Raw genomic sequence first — 12,856 nt, 5'->3', positions numbered from 1 at the left:
TTTCGGGCATGGGTGGGGTAGGGACTTGGCGCGATGAGGCCGCGCCGACCGGGTGGGGCTAGTGATCAGAAGGCAGGTGCCGAGGCGGTCTTCGGCTGGACCTTGCCGACGAGGACGCGTACCGGGAGCGCGGGCCGGAAGGGCTCCAACTCCGGGATGCTCGGGGTGCGGTGCGCTTGGGCGTTGCAGGTGTTCACGGCCTGGCGGAGCGTGGTGTGCGGGGCCCGGATGCGGGACCAGCCGCCGGAGGAGTCTCCGGCCACGGCGGTGCCGGGGCGGTCTTTGTCGATCTGGACGGCGGCGAGGACGGCGTCCGGGGAGATGTCCCCGAAGGCCATGTTGGCCGAGGTTTCGTCGTTGACGCGGTGGGCGGTACGGCCGGTGAGCTGGGCGCGGAGCATGGTGATGCCCTTGCCGAGTTCGGAGCCGAAGCGCTGGCCGCAGATCTCCAGGTGGATGCCGGCGGCACGGCCGAGCTGGGCGAGGCGGACCAGGTCGGTGACGATCTGGTCCCGTCGAGCCTCCTCTGCCTTACCCGCGGCGAGGGCGAGCTCCGCAACCTCATCCACCAGCAGCACGACGGGTACGGGGCGAAGGTGCGCGGGCAGGTCCCAAATTTCGGCGGTGATCTCCGCATCCGGGAGGTCGATGCTGATCCGTTGCTCGGCCCGGATTACCTGGTAGACGCGGCTCATGTACTGGACGAGTGCGGCGAGCAGCTCCGCTGCATCGTCCGGGTTGTCGGCGAGGGCGGTGAACCGCCGGGCCATCGGCGAGAGTTCCACGCCGTTCTTGCAGTCGATGCCGACGAGGGCGACGTTCTGTGAGGCCAGGCCGGAGACGAGCGTGCGTTGGTAGACGGACTTCCCGGACTTGGTCGCGCCGACGTTCAAGGCGTGCGGGACCTGCCGGTAGTCCCGGTGATGAACCTGCCCGTCTTCCCGCAGGGCCACCGGCACGCGGAGCGGTTCATCGGGCGCGGCAGCAGTCGGCATGCTTACCCGCTTGAGTACGTCGTATCCGGTCATCCTCAGCTCGACGACGCTGGAGCGGATCTCGTGCGAGACGACGTTGTGGAGGGCGAAGGAGTGGCGGAGCCGGTCCGACGAGGCGGAGAAGTCGAACGCGTCTTGTCCGGGCCGGAGTTTCAGCCGTAGGACCAGGCCGGTCGAGGTGGGCCGCAGCCGCAGGATGCGCGGCGAACGAGCCTCAGGTGCGGGCCTGTTAGCCACCCGAGCGAGTGCTAGTCGCCAGCGGGAGGGCGGGACGGTGAGCCCGCAGGCGTCCATCACCGAGCGGTAGCGGATCAGTACGCGGATCGTCGCGAAGGTGACCCCGAAGGTCATCCAGTACCAGGTGGGCCGCTGCCAGCGCAGTACGAGTGCCAGGGCGAGGACCACCAGCAGCGTGACCCATAAGGCGTTCATGCTCAGCCCGCCTTGGCGGTGAGCGAGGTGACGGCGACGGCGCGGAAGCTGATGCCGTGGCGCTTCTGGCCGTTGAACTCGTTCTCCCACGGGCGGGCGACGAGGCCGGTCAGGGCGACGGGGGTACCCATGACCAGCTCCCCCGAGATCCCGGGCGCCGGCACGACCACCGACAGGACCTCCGCCTCTCCGTAGGAGGCGAACAGCACGTCCACGGTCATCATCTGGGACCCGGTCTCGGGGTCGGTGGCGATCTCGCCGGTCCGACGGTCCTTGATCTTCACGGCCGGGGGCTGGGCGACCATCACCATGGCGGCCGAGGTGTCGACGGGAATCTGACGCACAGCGGATCACTCCTCTATAGATGCTGAACTCCGTCACTCATGTACAGGAGTGACATGAAGAAGAGTGCCCGACTCCTATACATGAGTCAACCCGCTACGAAGAGAAACTCGTAGCGGGCTGTGGGGAGTTGAGCGAGCGTCAGTCGCGTGCGGGGATCCGGTACTCGAAGACGAACTGGTCAGCGGCCATGAGGGTGTCGCAGACCTCGACCACACGGCCTTCCTCCGTGACGGCATCGCGGAGCAGATGCACCACGGGTGCGCCGGGAGTCAGCGATAGCTCGGTCGCCTCAGCCTTGGCGGCTGGCCGGGCCTGGAGCGTCTCCACGTACTCGGCGAAGACGTGGCCGTGATCCTCCAGCCGTGCGTAGATGCCGCCGGGCCCCGGATTCTCGGCGAAGAGCTCCGGGATGTCCTTCACGACGTCCCAGGGCAGGTACGAGGTGGCCGTCTCTACGGGCGTCCCGTTCCGGAAGTACAGCCGACGCCGGGCCAGCACCTGAGTCCCCGCGGTGACCCCGAGCCGCGACGCGATCTCCTCCGGCGCCTCCATCGGCCCGATGAACAGCACGCTCACCTTGGCCTCGGCCCCGGACTGCGCGGACTCAGCGAGGTACGCCGCCCTACCCTCCTGCCGATGCGTACGCCGGAAGCGATCGGAGGACCGGTGCCGCACGGGCGGCCGAGCCTTCACCAGCGACCCCTTGCCATGCCGGGTCTCCACGAGCCCGCTGGCCCGAACCTCCACCATGGCCTTGCGGATCGTCCCGCCCGCGACGCCGTAGCGCTCCACGAGCTCGGACTCACTCGGCACCATGTCGCCGGCACTCAGCACCCCGGCGCGGATCTGCTGCACGATGTCCTCAGCGATCTGCACGTAGCGCGGCACAGCCCCTCGGCCCCCTCCTACTGCGGTTCCCATAGTCCTTCTCTTCCTCCTATGCTCCTGTACATGAGTACGGGTTCCCCGCAGGCCAAGTCAACGCCACTGCACTCCGTGTCCGTAGCCGGGGCAGTGCTGCGCGAGGACGGCCGACTCCTGGCGATCCGTCGCGCGGACAACGGGACTTGGGAACTGCCGGGCGGAGTACTCGAACTCACCGAGTCCCCGGAGGCCGGCGTCCGCCGCGAGGTCCTGGAGGAGACGGGCATCAAGGTCGAGGTAGACAAGCTCACCGGGGTCTACAAGAACACCACCCGAGGCATCGTCGCCCTGGTCTTCCGCTGCAAGCCGGCAGGCGGCACCGAGCGCACCTCGGCGGAATCGACCGCGGTCGCATGGCTCACCCCAGAAGAGGTCACCGCCCAAATGTCCGAGGTCTACGCGATCCGTCTCCTAGACGCCCTGGACGACGCAGGCCCCCACGTCCGCAGCCACGACGGCCGCCAGCTGACCACAAGCACGTACTGAAAGAGACGCTCATGCCCGCGGACATCGCTCTGCACTTTGACCGTGTCCGCACCCGAGGGGACCACAAAGACCTCCGGCTACGCATCGGCTCCCACCAGCACCCATGCGATTCGTACTACCTCGCGATCGATGACTCGGCGACTGCCCCAGGCGGCCTGGGTGCGCGGCTCGCTCGGCTGCTGGAGCAGTGGGGCGCACAGATCATCGAGCTCAAGGATGTAGGCGGCACCGCCTATCTGCCGTACGACTTCTCGGACCAGTGCACAGCCTGGCTACGAGTGTCATCCGCAGACGGACAGACTGCCCAGGTCCAGGCTGGATGGAGCCTGATCGAGGCCTGGGGGATCGAGCCCTCCAACTACCTGGCCACAGCGGCCGAAGTATCGGACTTCGACCCGATCGCCAGTGCCCGCATCGAGTGTGCGCTTACCGAACTGGCAGCGCACATCAACGCCAACCGGGCCACCCTTGCAGCCACCGGGCCCTAGCGCGATAAGAGTTTCCCTACTTCATCAAGGGCGCTTCCGCCGCCAAGGCGGCGTCGCGCGCCCGTCGCCCCGGGCCTGCGCTCCTGTCTGCGCCCCGCTCCAGCCCGGGACGCCAGCCGCGCGCCAATGGCTCAGGACTTGATGGGCTGGGTAAGCCCGGCCTGATCGGTGAGCCGTCCGTCAGGACTGATGCCTCCGGCGGGGGCGCTCTGACTCTGGGATGGCGGGGGCCAGTCGTGCGCCCGCGGCTCCGTTGTGGTTCGGGGTGGGGGCTGTCATCCCGCCTGCCGTCGTCCCAGGGCAAGCCGTAGCAGACCAGCCGCCAGGGGCCCAGGTCGTTCGTCCAGCAGGGCGCTCCACCTGGGCCCCTGACGACTGCCCCGCTACCACTACGTGTGGGACGACGGCAGACGGGATGACAGCAGGGGTCGGCTGTGGCTGAGCTACAGCCAGGTGGACCAAACACTCGCCGCCGTGCCGAAGGCGATACCTGCCCCAGCAAGCCACGCTGGCCCTCGGAGTTCCGACATCGCTTGCTCAAGGATCAACCGCTGGATCCACTCGTAGGTGTACATGGTGCGTCCGTATGTGAAATGCGGCGCGCGAATTGCCTTCATTGCGTCGGACTGGGCCGTCATATCCGGGTACGTCCCTTCAGGGGCATGTATGACAGCGTCGATGGCGTCGAGATCAGACACCAACCGCTTGTACTCCCTGCGAGTTGATCGCCAACCCCAGAGCACCGCGGCGATAGGAAGAACGCCCCCGAGGGCAGCGAAGATTGTTGCAAGCCACTTCATGAGCGAACCTTAGAGCGCCCCTGCCGTCCGTCGCACTGAGTACAGCAACGCGGCACCGCCCCCCAGTAACCGGCCCGTACAGCACCGCTCCTCCGGGAGCTTGTAGCAGCCGATGGCCGTCGCTGACCGGTCTGGCCAGAGGTACGGATCAGATGGCGGGCCGCGCCCCTCCCGTGCCCGTTCCAGGGGGAAACAGCGGGGAACGACGGGCGCTGCCGGACCACGCTCATGCGAACGACCCCTGACCGTTTTGGCTGGTCAGGGGCCGTTCACCTGCGGTGGGTGTGGGATTTAAACCCACCGCGACTCGCGCCACGACGGTTTTCAAGATCACCCGCGGATGGACCGATCCACTGAGGCATACCGCTAAGCATCCGGGCTCGCGAAAATAACTCAGAGCAGACCCCCTAGGTGGCATCCTGACAAGCAGGAGCCTTGCAAGCACTCGGACTCACCGTAGGAGATCAAGAATGCCCGAGGATTCACGTAGCCTGGAAGTCGAGGGCCAATGGTGGCTGCCAAGCGACGAGGGGAACAAAGTAGCGGGCATTCTCTCTTATCATCCAGATACAGGAACCGAGCTCCGCCTGATCGGCACCTTTAACCCCCAAGATGCATTGCAAGCGAATGACGGAATATACAGCCGAATTCACGGACTCGCAGGCCGAAAGGAGTTTACACTCGAAGACTGCTTTCAGAAAAACTACACCGGCGAGGTCGAGAGGATTTCAGTACAACAAGTATTCAAGGGGACATGGTTCACTGAAGACGACGAGCCCAATGCCGATGGCGTGACAGCTGACATGCGCCACCTGACTCAATGGGTAGGGAACCGAGGAATTATCGCAAAGCACTACACCCACGAGGAGACCACAGAAGGAAGTCCTTACGCATCATTGGAGGTGCGCCGGCAGCCCGAGCGGTGCGCCACCTTGCCCAGCGGCCTGTCAATCAAACTCGAGCATCGCATCGGGCTGCCTTCCCATACCGGGACAGAGCAGTCGCTTCGCGAGCGCTACGTATGGCGTCTTGAATTTCCCGGCTTGATTTCGACGTCGGATGCCATCGAGCATGTAAGCGACTTGCAGGACTTGGTCAGCATTGCCACCGGACGCGTCGCAGAATATGACCAACTCAGTTTCTGCCATCCCGATGTTGCGGTAGATTCCGGTGACCAAAATCACCGAATTCCGATCACACTATTTGCCGAGTGGATCGCAAGAGACACCAGCAAGAAGCCAGGAATTCGCCATGCTGCGGAGATGTTCTTCACTTTCGACGAGCTTGGTGGAATCGATGGGGTGTCGAATTGGATGGAGAGCATGGTCCGCCATCGCGACACTCTCGGCCGCGTAATGGCTAGCCGTTATCGAGCTGGGCTCTTCGTCGAAGACCGCCTGTTTCATCGCGCCGTTGCCATTGAAGCCTTCGGGCGAACTCGAATCGGCTATAAAAACGTTAAGCTACCCGGCGCCCTAGATCATTGCTGCAATCTGGGAGGAGACCTTTTTGCGGAGCTTGTCGGGGATGTTGACGCCTGGTCTCGCATTGTAAAGTCCAACCGGGATGACATTGGCCACCATCTTGGCAAGCGACCCAATCAAGGTGGCAGCTCCCAGTACTTCCTTGCCGAGTCCCTTTACTGGCTTTACGTTGTGTGTGCGCTTCGGGAATCGTCTGCCCCGACCGCCGTTTTTGAACGCATCCAGAACCACTCCGAATGGGCGTGGCTTGGGCCGAAGGTGAGGGCTGTCGTTCAGGCAGGCTGACACATGGGGCTCTCACCACTGCATGACAACTGTCAACTCGAGGTTCACGGGGCCTCCGGATCCGTATACCGTCGCTGTCTAGTTCTCCGCACGACCCGATGGGATTGACCGAAGGGCTATTCCGACCCAGTACTTACCGGTCGAGGATCGGCGCTCGACGCCTCCCACCTTATGGAGAGCATCGTGAAGGCTCCGAACTGGGCATACTGCGCCTCCCGTCCAGTCAGCCCAAGTGGTGCGTATGGCGCTGGCCGCGACGCGCGAACTGCGGGCAGCAGGCGCAATGAACTCGCTGACGAATCTCTCGACCGCATCGGCATCCCTGGCTCGACGACGTGCAGCCACTGCCGTGTCTTCAGCTACCTCCGACAAGACGGATTCGAGTTCCCTGATACGCCGCTCAGCCATCTCTAGATCACTCTCGGCGCGTTCGAGTCGAGCCGAGAGCCGCTGCTCTTTTCGGTGAGCGACCACTTCGGCTCGACTCCTACCTTGATTCCATGGCTCAGCCGCATGGTCTTTGAGTAGGTATTTTATAGCGCTCAAGAGAATTTCGACATTATCGCGAGCGTTGCCCAGAAGAAAATTGCAGGCTTGACAGAGGATGCCGCGGACGATTTGACTGTCATGACAATGATCTACGGCAAATATGCCGGACTCGAATCCGGATACTGTCGATGAGCAGATCATGCAGGCACCCACCGTGCGAACCATGCGGACCTGCTCCAAGGTAAGCCCGTACATGCCCGCTGTCAGTTTCAGCGCCTTCCCTTCTGCACGGCAGCGTTCTCCGCAGTAACGAGCTGGCCCTGAGGGAGCGAACGGGGCCCCACACTCTTCACAGTCCTTTGTCCGCATGCTTGGACGCCTAGCGGAGCGTCTGTGCGTAGCGGTGGTGAGCAACGCCAGCGATGGCCTTGGAGTCGTACTCCCGCCCCTCATGGACTAGCAGATAGGTGATCGCCGCGTGGTAGCCGTAAGTGGCCCGGAAGGTCTCCTGTCCGACCTCGTCATGCTCTGCAATTGCCCGCAAGATGCCCGCGCGTGTGATGTCAGAAGGTGCCATGAGCGACACCGTAGAACAGCCCACCGACAACGCCTGTGGCCAGACTCCGGAATGGACTACTCCGCTCCGGTGTGTACGCGGGACGTTGCCCGGCCAGCACCAACTTCCATCAACAAAAATGCAGCTCAGCGCCACTCATGACATGCAGGCACTGGTCTCTCCTGAGCCCTCGGCCGACCGCTACCACACGACGAGGCTCGGCTGGCCTCGCGGCCTATTCGTGGACGGGGGCCGACTCACGGTCCCCTCCCGAGCCCCTGGCCTGCTGAAACACTTGAGACGCACGGGGCCTCCGGAGCCGTGTGCGCCGGGCGCATGATGGTCGCCATGACCTCTGAATCCCGCAGCGCCCCCGTTGAGAGCACCCAAGTCACGGCCGTGACCGATGGTGTCGCGCACGTCTTCACGTGGGAGGCGGACGCGCGGATTGAGGTGCGGGGCTTGGGGGGAGAGGTCGTGATCGAGGCGAATGCCCCGGGGCTCAGAACGCTTGCAGGGCATCTACTTGTACTTGCCGGGGAGGGTGTTCCCGATGGGAGCCACCTGCACCTCGAAGACAGCAACGGACTGGAGGACGGGTCCCTCGGGTTGATCCTGGAGCGCTGCGACGACGAGTGAGGGCGGCCGGCCATCAACGGCGGCGGATGCACACCTAGTGGCTCTCCGCAGCCTCGAAGGGGCCGGTGTGGCCATCGCTGACCAGTCTGGCTGCAGCTACAGATCAGAAAGGGCGGGAGATCCCGTGGGCCTCCAGCGCTTCGGTGTAGCGCTTGAGCTTCTCCCGCAGGTCGGCATGGATGAGGCCCGCCACGTACTTGGCCTCTTCCAGGTCGCCCGCGGTACACAACTCGATCAGCTCGGCCACATCCCCTTGGAGGCTGCTGAGGGTGTCCCCTTGGATCAGGACACCAGGAAACTTGCGGCCCTGGAGGCGCACCACGGCGTCGTTCCCGCCGTAGGTGAACAGCTCAGCCTCTACTCGTTCCACCGGAGCCCCCATCTCAGTTTCCGTCCCGTTCAGTTCGGTTCACGGCCCTCAGGGCGGGACGGCAACCGAACTCAACTGAGATGCCGCCAGGGCGTGAACGCAGGTGGACAGCCTCGTACACGAGGCCATGGAACAGCAACTGGCTTGGAAAGTCGCAACGCACACAGCGAAGCCCCCAGCGCTCGTCTGGAGGCTTGCTGTCGTTGGGGGTCGCGCTAGCCCACGGCTGTTGGCGGACGAGGTGCGACTTCGCGTTCTCCGCGAGCGGATGCTGCCGATGTCTCTAGGCGGTGGCCGCGGCTGATTGCTACGCGGACTGTGTCTCGCAGTGCTCTGGTCAGGTCTGCCGCCAGGACGCGGATTTCGTCCGGGTCAGCTTCCTTACCGGCGAGTACGTCGAGTGCGTGGTCCATGAGCTCGGTGCCCAAGTCGAGTTGCATCGCCTCGGCATTGTCAGCGATCCGGGACAGGTAGCCGGGGGTGTCGTCGGCGCTTAGGAAACAGGGCTTGCCGTCGGGGCCCGACCACGGCAGGAGTCGCAGCTCGTTGTGGGGTGTCATCGTTCCGCCCTCCTGTCTTCGGTCGTGTGGTGCGTGGTGAAGACGGCATCGGCGCGGTCGCCTGGGAGGGTCAGGAGGGCCGCCTCGACCACGCGGCCGGTCGTGTCGCTTGCCACGCGTGTGATCGAGAGGATGGCCAGGGTCGGGCTGATGCGAAGGGTTGTCGCTTCGACTGGAGTTGGGAGGCGGGTGCTGACCGTTTCCTGGACCACGGACAGTGGTGGGCGCTGGTCTGGCACTCGTGCGGTGAGCAGTCCTTCCGGGACGCTGGTCGGCGCCAGGTCTCGGGGGACGTAGATGCGGGCAAGGCTGTGCGGTGTCTTCCCCTCGTGGCTAAGGCAGAGGAACTCAGTCAACGGGCTGCGGGGCGAGACCTTGAGGAGGACGGTCAGATGGCCGTGCGCTCGGAGGTTGGTGGCGCGGACTGTGGTGTGGAGAGCCTCCTCGGCCTGGGTCGGTGCGCTCGGCGTGTGTCCGCCGCCGATGTACGTGGTCCTGCGGAGTGGGTGGCGGACGAAGTTGCCGCTGCCGTGGATCTTCTCTACTAGGCCTTCGCCCTGGAGGAGCGCGAGGGCGCTCCGGAGCGTGGGTGTGCTGACCTCGTAGTGGGCGGCCAGGCGGGCTTCAGAGGGGAGGCGTTCGCCGGCCTTCAAGTGACCCTTCGAGATCTGGTTACGGAGGTCCTCGGCGATGGCGTGGCGGCGGGACGGGGCGGGTTGGGTCACCAGTTCCTCCGCATTCGGAGGGCGATGAAGCGGGTTCGGGCGTGCATGGTCAGGAGTTCGCCCGACTCGAAGCAGAGTCGCTTCGCGCTGGCGGGGAGTTGGATCAGGTCGATGACGCGGCACGGTTGGCCACCGATCTGGATTACGTCGCCGCGTTGGACGGTGGTCGAGGTGATCTCGACGTTTGCGGCGAGGGCGCCGCTAGGGGTCCATCCGCTCACTGGGTCACCTGCCGCGGTTCGGGCCGGTCGTTTGGGGTGTGGCAGGGGCAGTCGCAGGCCTCGTAGATCACGGGGACGCCTACCGGACCCGTGGCGGGGGACGACTGCGCGCACTCGTGGTGGGTTCCGATCGTGCACGCGCTCGACCGGTAGGGGGTGGGGTCCGCGGCGGGCGGTAATGCCGGCCGGAGGGGGCGCCCCCTGGTGCGGGCGGTTGTGGGGACCATACGGTTCGACATGCTGATCAGCTCCTACTGCTGTCGGCCAGGTCCCCGGACGTCGCCCGTCGCGGGGACCGCTTTACGTACGGCGGCCCAGAGGGTGCGGCCGGTCAAGCTGCTGGCTAGGAGTCCGAAGCGGTCGGCCTCCGCTGCCACTTCCAGGACCTCCCTCCAGGTGGAGGCGGGCAGCGCTTCTGGTACCTCCGCTTCGATCGACGTGTAGCGGGCGTGCTCCTCCACTCGTGTGGTCAGGCCCATGGCGGACAGTCGGGCGGCGATGCTCTCGGCTCTTGAATCCGAAGCGGGCACCGAGGGCCTCCGTCGCCGAGTGAACACGTTGAGTGAAGCTAGTTAACTAGATTAGAGCTAGTGGACTAGATTTTCTACATGCCTGAGCAGCCGCCTTATCTCCGTATCGCCGACGTACTGCGGCAGCGGATCGCGGAGCATGACTGGAACGTTGGTGACCGGCTCCCCTCGCGGACGCAGATCGCCGAGGAGTGTGGTGTCGGCGAGAACGTGGTGCGCCGGGCGCAGGAGCTCTTGATCTCTCAGGGTGTGCTGGAGGGACGAGCGGGCTCGGGTACGTATGTCGCGGAGCCGCGGCAGCGTGTGCGGGTTGTCCGGTCGTCGGCTCGTGAGCAGCCGGGCAGTTCGCCTTTCCGTGCGGACATGCAGGCCTTGGGTAGGCAGGGCAACTGGGAGAGTCGGACCGAGGCGAAGGTTCCCGCGCCGGTCGAGATCGCCGCGCGTCTCGGGATCCCGGTTGGGGAGCTGTGCGTGCGCACTGTGTACGAGTTCCTTGCCGATGGCAGGCCTGTGCAGCTGTCGACGAGTTGGGAGCCGTACGAGCTCACCGCCGGCACGCTCGTGGTCCTGCCGGAGGGTGGGCCGCACGCCGGCGTTGGTGTTGTGAACCGGATGGCCGTCATTGGGATCACGGTCAGCCACGCCGTAGAGCAGCCGGAGCCGCGGCAGGCGACCGCCGAGGAAGCATCGTTCCTCGGGATTCAGAAGGCCGCTCTGGTCACGCACATTCGGAGGACCTACTACAGCGACCAGGGGCAGCCCGTGGAGACGGCGGACATTGTCATTCCCGTCGCGTTGTGCGAGATCGTCTACGAGGTTCCGATCAGCCGCTAGCGCGGGTGGCGCCGTCTGGCCTGTCGGGTCCAGGAGCAGGGGGAAGCGTAGTGGATGCCGTACGTATGGCTCGGATCGCAGATATGACCGCAGTCGCGGGACCCGTCTGGGCGGCGAGGCGCGACGGGAACGCCCTGCAGGAGTTCTTGAAGGAGCGGGGCTGCGACGGGGTGGACGCCGTCAGGGTCACCATGCAGGTGGTGGGATGCGGGCTCGGTGATGCCCAGCGCATGTTCTTCAGCGCGCCCTGCCGAGCTGTCGAGCGCGACTTCCACAACGCGTTCCTGGAAGGTCTGGAGCAGTCGCAGGACGAGGGTCTGACATCCAGCGCTGACATCAACATGGGTGGATGACGCGTGGCACCATCGAACGATGTTGACTGAGGAGGACGCCCGCCGGCTGGTGCTCGCCGAGATCGTGCAAGTGCGGGAGTGTGTGGAGTATGAGCTTGGGATTCTCCGGGTGCAGCAGCTCGCGTTCGGATGGCTCTTCTACTGGGGAGCAGTCGGTGAGGGGCGGAGTGGGCAGCGCCCTCGGCCTGGGGGCAACGGGCCGTTCTTGGTGGATCGCGAGAACGAGCGGGTGATCCGAACCGCTACCAGTGAGTCCGTGGCGCGTCAGATCGCGGACTATGAGCGACGTCTTCGACGCGAGGCTCACGCCCGGAACACGGCAGCGAAGAGGTCGGTGACGGAGGTCCCCGTTCACTCGCGTCCTTCAGAGACCTCGTAGAAGTCGTGTCTTTCGCGTGTCTGGTTGGGCGGCGGCGAGCGGGGAGTGAAGGGGAACGGCGGCGAGGATCCCAGGAACGAGCTGGTCAGCGTCTTGGCTGGTCGGGCCAGGGGCGGGTACGCGATCTTCCAAACTAGCTACGCGGGTTCGATTCCCGTCACCCGCTCAGAGACGCAAAGGGCCAGGTCAGAGGATGTTTCCTCGACCTGGCCCTTCGTCGTTCCCGCTGGGTTCGTCGCCTGTCCTGCGGGGTCTGTCCTGCGAGCAGCGATACGAGGGGCACCGCCGCCGCGGACCGGCTGCTGGAGCGGCTGCCCGGCTTCCAGACGGCGCACGCCCCCCTCATCCCGGAGGCCATCGGATTGGTGTTCCGGCACTGCGAGGTCAAGAACCCGGCAGCCGTGGACAACGCCGCGAACCGCATGATCGACGCTGCGATGAACACCACCGCCGCGGCGGGCACCTCCGCGCGCACCACGGCACCGTCCGCCCTGACGACCGATCTCTCGCCGAACTTGGAGAGCATCTACAAGGCGGCCTGCGCCGGCGGAACGGCGTACATGGCCCACAAGCTGGGCAACCTCCACGCCTCGGGCGGCTCCCGCTTCCTCGACGCGTTCGTCATGGCCGGTGCCGCCCTCGGCTCCCTCGCGGGCGACCAGTGCAGCGGGTCGCTGGCAGCCGTCACCGAGCGTCTGCAGTCGGCCAATTGACCGCGGTCACCGGGCGGGACGGGTCAGAGCTTGATGCCCGCGATGGTGTCCGCGAGGGAGTTCAGGAAGCGGTTTACGTCCGGGGCGATGGAGCTGGAGGCGAGGAAGAAGCCGAAGAGGACCGCGACGATCGCGGGGCCGGCCTTGAGGTGGCCTCCGCGGACGAGCACCACGAGGATGATCGCCAACAGGACTACCACTGACAGCGAAATGGCCACTTCTGATCACACCTTCGGTCGTCCCCTGGT

At 65.3% G+C, this 12,856-nt stretch carries 19 protein-coding genes; 7 read left to right on the top strand and 12 right to left on the bottom strand.

The genetic code is table 11. From position 1 onward, the window contains the following. Positions 1–65: 65 nt before the first annotated feature. From OG276_RS24845 to OG276_RS24835, 3 genes are all read right to left on the bottom strand, one after another. Positions 66–1,427: an FtsK/SpoIIIE domain-containing protein gene (locus tag OG276_RS24845; RefSeq protein ID WP_266908898.1), complete on the bottom strand. Its 1,362-nt coding sequence runs from the start codon at positions 1,425–1,427 to the stop codon at positions 66–68. A gap of 2 nt (positions 1,428–1,429) precedes the next feature. After that, a complete protein-coding gene (locus OG276_RS24840) occupies positions 1,430–1,771 on the bottom strand; it encodes a hypothetical protein (RefSeq protein WP_052871649.1) in 342 nt (113 codons plus the stop codon). Positions 1,772–1,910: 139 nt separating this feature from the next. Next, complete coding sequence (locus OG276_RS24835; RefSeq protein ID WP_266908895.1) at positions 1,911–2,693, bottom strand: GntR family transcriptional regulator; 783 nt, start codon at positions 2,691–2,693, stop codon at positions 1,911–1,913. Positions 2,694–2,711: 18 nt separating this feature from the next. Between OG276_RS24835 and OG276_RS24830 the strand changes: the two genes are divergently transcribed. Beyond that, positions 2,712–3,182, top strand: a complete 471-nt coding sequence (locus tag OG276_RS24830) for an NUDIX hydrolase (RefSeq protein ID WP_266908893.1) — start codon at positions 2,712–2,714, stop codon at positions 3,180–3,182. 11 nt (positions 3,183–3,193) lie between these two features. Beyond that, positions 3,194–3,670, top strand: a complete 477-nt coding sequence (locus OG276_RS24825; protein ID WP_266908891.1) for a hypothetical protein — start codon at positions 3,194–3,196, stop codon at positions 3,668–3,670. A gap of 443 nt (positions 3,671–4,113) precedes the next feature. On the opposite strand, the gene OG276_RS24820 is transcribed toward OG276_RS24825, so the two are convergent. Then, the gene (locus OG276_RS24820; protein WP_266908889.1) at positions 4,114–4,470 is read right to left on the bottom strand and encodes a hypothetical protein; all 357 of its coding nucleotides are present in this window, start codon (positions 4,468–4,470) and stop codon (positions 4,114–4,116) included. Between the two features lie 470 nt (positions 4,471–4,940). On the opposite strand from OG276_RS24820, the gene OG276_RS24815 reads away from it, so the two are divergent. Then, positions 4,941–6,239 (top strand): hypothetical protein, encoded by a 1,299-nt coding sequence (locus tag OG276_RS24815; protein ID WP_266908887.1) that lies wholly within the window; start codon positions 4,941–4,943, stop codon positions 6,237–6,239. 78 nt (positions 6,240–6,317) lie between these two features. Here the strand turns inward: OG276_RS24815 and OG276_RS40970 are convergent, their stop codons facing one another. Further along, a complete protein-coding gene (locus OG276_RS40970) occupies positions 6,318–6,983 on the bottom strand; it encodes an endonuclease domain-containing protein (RefSeq protein WP_353963462.1) in 666 nt (221 codons plus the stop codon). Positions 6,984–7,107: 124 nt separating this feature from the next. Then, positions 7,108–7,305 carry a hypothetical protein gene (locus OG276_RS24810; protein WP_323182365.1) on the bottom strand — a complete coding sequence of 66 codons (198 nt, stop codon included), beginning with the start codon at positions 7,303–7,305 and terminating at the stop codon, positions 7,108–7,110. A 327-nt stretch (positions 7,306–7,632) separates the two neighbouring features. Between OG276_RS24810 and OG276_RS24805 the strand changes: the two genes are divergently transcribed. Then, positions 7,633–7,923 (top strand): hypothetical protein, encoded by a 291-nt coding sequence (locus tag OG276_RS24805; RefSeq protein WP_266908885.1) that lies wholly within the window; start codon positions 7,633–7,635, stop codon positions 7,921–7,923. Positions 7,924–8,026: 103 nt separating this feature from the next. Here the strand turns inward: OG276_RS24805 and OG276_RS24800 are convergent, their stop codons facing one another. The 5 genes from OG276_RS24800 to OG276_RS24780 all read right to left on the bottom strand — a co-directional run bounded on the left by OG276_RS24800 (position 8,027) and on the right by OG276_RS24780 (position 10,329). Next, on the bottom strand, positions 8,027–8,293 hold the full coding sequence (locus tag OG276_RS24800; protein ID WP_266908883.1) for a hypothetical protein: 267 nt from the start codon (positions 8,291–8,293) through the stop codon (positions 8,027–8,029). Between the two features lie 215 nt (positions 8,294–8,508). Next, positions 8,509–8,853, bottom strand: coding sequence for a hypothetical protein (locus tag OG276_RS24795; RefSeq protein WP_266908881.1), 345 nt, complete (start codon positions 8,851–8,853; stop codon positions 8,509–8,511). Further along, positions 8,850–9,578, bottom strand: a complete 729-nt coding sequence (locus OG276_RS24790; RefSeq protein WP_266908879.1) for a GntR family transcriptional regulator — start codon at positions 9,576–9,578, stop codon at positions 8,850–8,852. The genes OG276_RS24795 and OG276_RS24790 overlap by 4 nt, the downstream gene beginning before the upstream one ends. Further along, entirely contained in the window at positions 9,575–9,799 is a 225-nt protein-coding gene (locus OG276_RS24785) for a hypothetical protein (RefSeq protein WP_266908877.1), read from the bottom strand. The genes OG276_RS24790 and OG276_RS24785 overlap by 4 nt, the downstream gene beginning before the upstream one ends. 251 nt (positions 9,800–10,050) lie before the next feature. Further along, on the bottom strand, positions 10,051–10,329 hold the full coding sequence (locus tag OG276_RS24780; protein WP_266908875.1) for a hypothetical protein: 279 nt from the start codon (positions 10,327–10,329) through the stop codon (positions 10,051–10,053). 78 nt (positions 10,330–10,407) lie between these two features. Here OG276_RS24780 and OG276_RS24775 point away from each other — a divergent pair, with 78 nt between their 5' ends. The 3 genes from OG276_RS24775 to OG276_RS24765 all read left to right on the top strand — a co-directional run bounded on the left by OG276_RS24775 (position 10,408) and on the right by OG276_RS24765 (position 12,608). Beyond that, the gene (locus tag OG276_RS24775) at positions 10,408–11,163 is read left to right on the top strand and encodes a GntR family transcriptional regulator (protein WP_266908873.1); all 756 of its coding nucleotides are present in this window, start codon (positions 10,408–10,410) and stop codon (positions 11,161–11,163) included. Between the two features lie 83 nt (positions 11,164–11,246). Continuing rightward, the gene (locus tag OG276_RS24770) at positions 11,247–11,516 is read left to right on the top strand and encodes a hypothetical protein (protein WP_266908871.1); all 270 of its coding nucleotides are present in this window, start codon (positions 11,247–11,249) and stop codon (positions 11,514–11,516) included. A 741-nt stretch (positions 11,517–12,257) separates the two neighbouring features. Continuing rightward, positions 12,258–12,608: a hypothetical protein gene (locus OG276_RS24765; RefSeq protein ID WP_266908869.1), complete on the top strand. Its 351-nt coding sequence runs from the start codon at positions 12,258–12,260 to the stop codon at positions 12,606–12,608. Between the two features lie 23 nt (positions 12,609–12,631). Here OG276_RS24765 and OG276_RS24760 read toward each other — a convergent pair whose 3' ends face one another. Next, positions 12,632–12,826 carry a hypothetical protein gene (locus OG276_RS24760; RefSeq protein ID WP_250739483.1) on the bottom strand — a complete coding sequence of 65 codons (195 nt, stop codon included), beginning with the start codon at positions 12,824–12,826 and terminating at the stop codon, positions 12,632–12,634. Between the last annotated feature and the right edge of the window lie 30 nt (positions 12,827–12,856).

Source organism: Streptomyces sp. NBC_00086 (genome assembly GCF_026343255.1).
In the GTDB taxonomy this organism is placed as follows: Bacteria; Actinomycetota; Actinomycetes; order Streptomycetales; family Streptomycetaceae; genus Streptomyces.
This window is presented reverse-complemented; position numbering and strand designations above follow the sequence as displayed.

What these genes read in the sequence shown, in the direction of transcription:
- OG276_RS24805 (WP_266908885.1), top strand. Translation starts at nt 7,633, where the DNA reads ATGACCTCTGAATCCCGCAGCGCCCCCGTTGAGAGCACCCAAGTCACG.
- OG276_RS24810 (WP_323182365.1), bottom strand. Translation starts at nt 7,305, where the DNA reads ATGGCACCTTCTGACATCACACGCGCGGGCATCTTGCGGGCAATTGCA.
- OG276_RS24795 (WP_266908881.1), bottom strand. Translation starts at nt 8,853, where the DNA reads ATGACACCCCACAACGAGCTGCGACTCCTGCCGTGGTCGGGCCCCGAC.
- OG276_RS24835 (WP_266908895.1), bottom strand. Translation starts at nt 2,693, where the DNA reads ATGGGAACCGCAGTAGGAGGGGGCCGAGGGGCTGTGCCGCGCTACGTG.
- OG276_RS24830 (WP_266908893.1), top strand. Translation starts at nt 2,712, where the DNA reads ATGCTCCTGTACATGAGTACGGGTTCCCCGCAGGCCAAGTCAACGCCA.
- OG276_RS40970 (WP_353963462.1), bottom strand. Translation starts at nt 6,983, where the DNA reads ATGTACGGGCTTACCTTGGAGCAGGTCCGCATGGTTCGCACGGTGGGT.
- OG276_RS24815 (WP_266908887.1), top strand. Translation starts at nt 4,941, where the DNA reads ATGCCCGAGGATTCACGTAGCCTGGAAGTCGAGGGCCAATGGTGGCTG.
- OG276_RS24820 (WP_266908889.1), bottom strand. Translation starts at nt 4,470, where the DNA reads ATGAAGTGGCTTGCAACAATCTTCGCTGCCCTCGGGGGCGTTCTTCCT.
- OG276_RS24825 (WP_266908891.1), top strand. Translation starts at nt 3,194, where the DNA reads ATGCCCGCGGACATCGCTCTGCACTTTGACCGTGTCCGCACCCGAGGG.
- OG276_RS24845 (WP_266908898.1), bottom strand. Translation starts at nt 1,427, where the DNA reads ATGAACGCCTTATGGGTCACGCTGCTGGTGGTCCTCGCCCTGGCACTC.
- OG276_RS24770 (WP_266908871.1), top strand. Translation starts at nt 11,247, where the DNA reads ATGACCGCAGTCGCGGGACCCGTCTGGGCGGCGAGGCGCGACGGGAAC.
- OG276_RS24775 (WP_266908873.1), top strand. Translation starts at nt 10,408, where the DNA reads ATGCCTGAGCAGCCGCCTTATCTCCGTATCGCCGACGTACTGCGGCAG.